This is a genomic window from Amaricoccus sp. (genome assembly GCF_017995835.1).
Lineage (GTDB): Bacteria > Pseudomonadota > Alphaproteobacteria > Rhodobacterales > Rhodobacteraceae > Amaricoccus.
Genome location: NZ_JAGOID010000172.1, coordinates 1 through 3,878 on the forward strand (window position 1 = coordinate 1; position 3,878 = coordinate 3,878).

A 3,878-nucleotide genomic window follows, 5' to 3' on the forward strand; every position below is an offset into this window, starting at 1 on the left:
GGCGGCGACCGGGATCCAGATCATGAAGAGCAGCGTGCCGACGAGCTGGATCAGCACCACGCCCCAGAAGGTCGCGATCAGCCCGAGGTTGGGGAAGATGCCGGCGATGGCGACGAGAAGGCCGAACTTCGGAAAGGCGTGACCGGCGAGGAAGGAGAAGAACAGGATGTTGCGGCCGGGGAAGTCGAGCCGCGCGAAGGCGTAGGCCGCCGGCAGGCAGATGCCGGCCGAGATCAGCGTCACCACCGAGGCGAGGCTGACCGAGAGGGTGATCGAAGTCCAGACGTCGGCCCGGTTCAGCGTCATCCGCCAGAACTTCAGGCCGAATTCCTGCGGAATGACGGCCGGATAGCGCCAGACGTTCGCAAACGCCCAGGTGGCGACGACGAGCAGCGGCAGCACGATGACGAGGCTGAGCGCGATCGCGAAGGCGACGCCGGTCCAGTCGATGCGCGTGCGGGCGCCCTCCACCTCAGGACGCCCGGTTCCTGGCGACGGAGCGCACGTAGAAGAGCCCGAAGGCGATGCAGAAGGCGAAGGTGACCACCGCCTGGGTGATCGCCATGGTCGGATCGTTCAGGTCGCGGAAGGTGCGCTGCATGAAAGGCCCCATCATCTCGGGCGATGCCGGGCCGAGGACGTAAGGCAGGGTGAAGGCCGAAAAGATGCCGAGGACGGCGAAGGAGATCGCCACGAGGATGGAGTTCGCGATGCGCGGCAGGATGATGTGCCAGAGCACGGCGATCCGTCCCGCGCCGACGTCGCGCGCGGCCTCGACGGCGGCGTTCGAGACGGCGCCGAGGCCGGAGAGCAGGATCAGCACGGTGATCGGGATGTTGTCCCAGACGAGGCCGATCACCGGCCCCCAGGGCGTCAGGTAGGGCGAGCGGATGCGCGGCAGGCCGACGGCGTTGAGAAGCAGGTCCACCGTGCCGTTGGGCCCCAGCACGCGGATGATCGCGTAGGAGAGGATGATCGAGGGCACGAACATCGGGAAGATGGCGAGCCCCTGCACATAGGCCGCGGTCCGCCCCGTCGAAAAGCGCAGGTAGAGCGCGATCGACAGGCAGATCGGCACCAACACCGCGGCGCAGACCCCGGTCGTCCACAGCGTCACCGCGAGGTTGTCGAGGCTGTAGCGATCGGTGAAGAAGAAGACGTAGGTCTCGAGCGAGAAACGCCGGCCGCCCGCAGGATCGGCCAGCCAGAGTGTGCGGCCGATCGCCGAGACGATCGGCCAGATGACGAGCCAGCACACGAGGAGGACCGGCGGCGCGACGAGGAGAAGGCCAGCGCCCCTGCCCCGCCGCCCGCCGTTTCCGGCGCGCGCCGGCGCGTCGGTCACTGCGAGCGGTCCACGTTCGGAGCGACGTTGCGATACCATCCGTCGTTGATCGCCACTTCCCACTTGCCGCCGGGGAAGTTCGGGATCGTTTCCGGAATCACGTCCTTGTATTTCTCGCGCAGGTCCTGGCTCACATAGTCCCAGGACACGCCCGGGAAGCCGCCGAGTTCGCTCAGGACGGCGTTCTGCACCTCCTCGGTCAGGACGTAGTCGGCGAGCTTCAGCGCAGCGTCCCTGTTGACGCCGTTCGCGAGCACGACGCTGCGCGAGAAGCCGCCGGGGAGCGCGAGGTCCTGGAGCTGCACGAGGCCGGTCGTCTCCGGCAGCACGCCCGCGTTGATCGCCTGGATCGCCTGGTCGGACCAGGCGGGGATCATGGTGACGGCCGACTGGCCGAGGAGCTGCAACGACTGGGTGTTGCCGGAGGTGTAGGCGCCCTCGTCGAAGAGCGACGGGGCCAGATCCTGCAGGATGGCCCAGGCGGGGACGAGCGCCTTCTCGGCAAACTCGTCGGAGAAGTTGTCGACGGTGAAGGCGGCCGGATCCTTGCCGTTCACCTCGTAGATCACGCGGCGGACGAAATTGAGGCCCGACCCGCCCTTGTCGGGGCGGTTGTAGATGAACCCGCCGGGATTCGCCTTGATCCAGGCGACCAGCTCCTCGAAGGTCTTGGGCGCGTTCGCCGGGTCGAGCTTGGTGGTGTCGTAGGCGAGAAGCACCTGGCTGCCGCGGTAGGGCATCGAATAGTCGGTGTCCATCGCGAGCGGATTGATCTTCGACCAGTTCGACAGGCCGGCCTCCTTCATGTTGACGAAGAGCCCGGCGTCGATCCCGCCGGACGGCAGCCGGGGGTCGTAGTTCTCGAAATAGTCGGCCTGCGGGTCGGCGTCCTGCTGGAGCGCCGCGAGCGCGCGCTCGCCGATGGCGATGTTGCCGGGGCCATCGCCCGCGTCGACGAGGTTGAGCGTGACGCCGGGGTTCGCTGCCTCGAAGCCCGGCTTCACGAAGTTGGTCCAGAAGTCGATGACGTTCTGATCTGACGAGGTATACCAGTCGATCCTGCCCGCCTCGGCGCGCGCGAGCCGCGGCAGGAGCAGCATCCCGGCGGCCGCGCCGCCGGTCGTGATCAGGAATGCGCGACGTTTCATGGTCAGTTCCTCCCCGGTTCTGTGCGCGGGGGTCGTCCCCCGTCGCGGCCGATTGCGAAGCCTAGCATCGCCGCGCCGGTTTGCGACAGGCTTCTTGCGCCGCTTCATCCGGCGCGCCAAGACGGCGCCACCGGCGCCACGCCGCAGCGCGCCGCGGGCGCAAGGCCGGAGCCCGCGTGACGTCGACGCGGCGCCAGGGTCCGCCCGGCGGCGGCGGCCGCAAGGCCGGCGGCGGCGGGCGGAGGCGCGATGACGCCCTTCGGCGGCCCGAGCAGCTCGCGCATCGTTGAGAATCTGTGCGAGGAAATTCCTGCAAGCGTCTGATAGGCGCGACGCTCATCCTGCGAGGTCCGCGCTCCCACCACGCTCTCGACAAGCTGCGCCGTCCGCCGGCGCCCCTCGGCGATCGTCTCCGGCGGCCGCGCAGGACCGGGCGGGTCTGGGCCTGGAAGAAGGGCGCCTCGCGTCGAGCGTGGCGGGGAGGTCCGGCGCCGTCGCCGGGTCGGAGAATGTGCGCACGTGCGCCGCGCCGACGAGCGCGAGCGCGTGGGCCGCGAGGGCGTCGGCGAGCGCGGCCCGATCGATCGGCAGGAAGCCGAACGGCCCGCGCGCCGCGACCCCGAGGACCGCGCATTCGGGCCGCAAGCGTCGATCCGGTCTGGCGTATGTCGGCCCGGACTGAAAAAGTCCCGGCAATGATTCCGGCAAACGCCCTCATCGTCCTCCTCGTCCTGCCGTTCTTCGGCAGCGTTGCGGCGGCCCTCATTCCGGCGGGGCGCAACCCGGAGGCCTGGCTGTCCGGCGCCGTCGCCGTCGCCGGCTTGCTCCTCACCGTCTCGATCTATCCGGCGGTCGTCGACGGCGGCGTCGCCACCCACGTCCTGTCCTGGCTGCCGACCTTCGGGATCAACCTGCGCATCCGCGTCGACGGCCTTGCCTGGCTCTTCCTCGCCCTGATCTACGCGATCGGCCTGCTCGTGGTGATCTACGCGCGCTACTACCTGTCGCCAAAGGATCCGGCGACGCGCTTCTTCGCCTGCCTCCTCGCCTTCATGGGCGCCATGGCAGGCGTGGTCCTTTCCGGAAACCTCGTCATGCTCGTGGTCTTCTGGGAGCTCACGAGCCTGTTCTCATTCCTGCTGATCGGCTTCTGGCGCCAGAGCGCGGCGGCGCGGGACGGTGCGCGCATGGCGCTGATCGTCACCGCCTTCGGCGGCCTGTGCCTGCTCGCGGGCGTCCTGCTGATCGGCCGGATCGTCGGTTCCTACGACCTCGACCGGGTTCTGGCCTCGGCAGACCTGATCCGGGCGCATCCGCTCTACCGGCCGGCGCTCATCCTCGTGCTTCTCGCGGCCTTCACCAAATCGGCGCAGTTCCCCTTCCAC

At 69.0% G+C, this 3,878-nt stretch carries 4 protein-coding genes and 1 pseudogene; 2 read left to right on the forward strand and 3 right to left on the reverse strand.

The features are described 5' to 3' along the window. The 3 genes and pseudogenes from KBA23_RS16090 to KBA23_RS16100 all read right to left on the reverse strand — a co-directional run. Window positions 1-471, reverse strand: a pseudogene (locus KBA23_RS16090) (ABC transporter permease); the annotation flags it as partial. A gap of 1 nt (window position 472) precedes the next feature. Further along, entirely contained in the window at window positions 473-1,345 is an 873-nt protein-coding gene (locus KBA23_RS16095) for an ABC transporter permease (RefSeq protein ID WP_290743082.1), read from the reverse strand. After that, window positions 1,342-2,493 (reverse strand): extracellular solute-binding protein, encoded by a 1,152-nt coding sequence (locus KBA23_RS16100; protein ID WP_290743084.1) that lies wholly within the window; start codon window positions 2,491-2,493, stop codon window positions 1,342-1,344. The genes KBA23_RS16095 and KBA23_RS16100 overlap by 4 nt, the downstream gene beginning before the upstream one ends. 519 nt (window positions 2,494-3,012) lie before the next feature. Here KBA23_RS16100 and KBA23_RS16105 point away from each other — a divergent pair. Both KBA23_RS16105 and KBA23_RS16110 read left to right on the forward strand, forming a co-directional pair. Then, window positions 3,013-3,192, forward strand: a complete 180-nt coding sequence (locus KBA23_RS16105; protein WP_290743087.1) for a hypothetical protein — start codon at window positions 3,013-3,015, stop codon at window positions 3,190-3,192. Further along, the coding region (locus KBA23_RS16110; RefSeq protein WP_290743090.1) for a proton-conducting transporter membrane subunit at window positions 3,189-3,878 on the forward strand (690 nt) is incomplete at its 3' end. The genes KBA23_RS16105 and KBA23_RS16110, both read left to right, overlap by 4 nt.

Bases quoted from the DNA above. Each gene is read 5' to 3' on its own strand.
- KBA23_RS16100 (WP_290743084.1), bottom strand. From the start codon at position 2,493: ATGAAACGTCGCGCATTCCTGATCACGACCGGCGGCGCGGCCGCCGGG.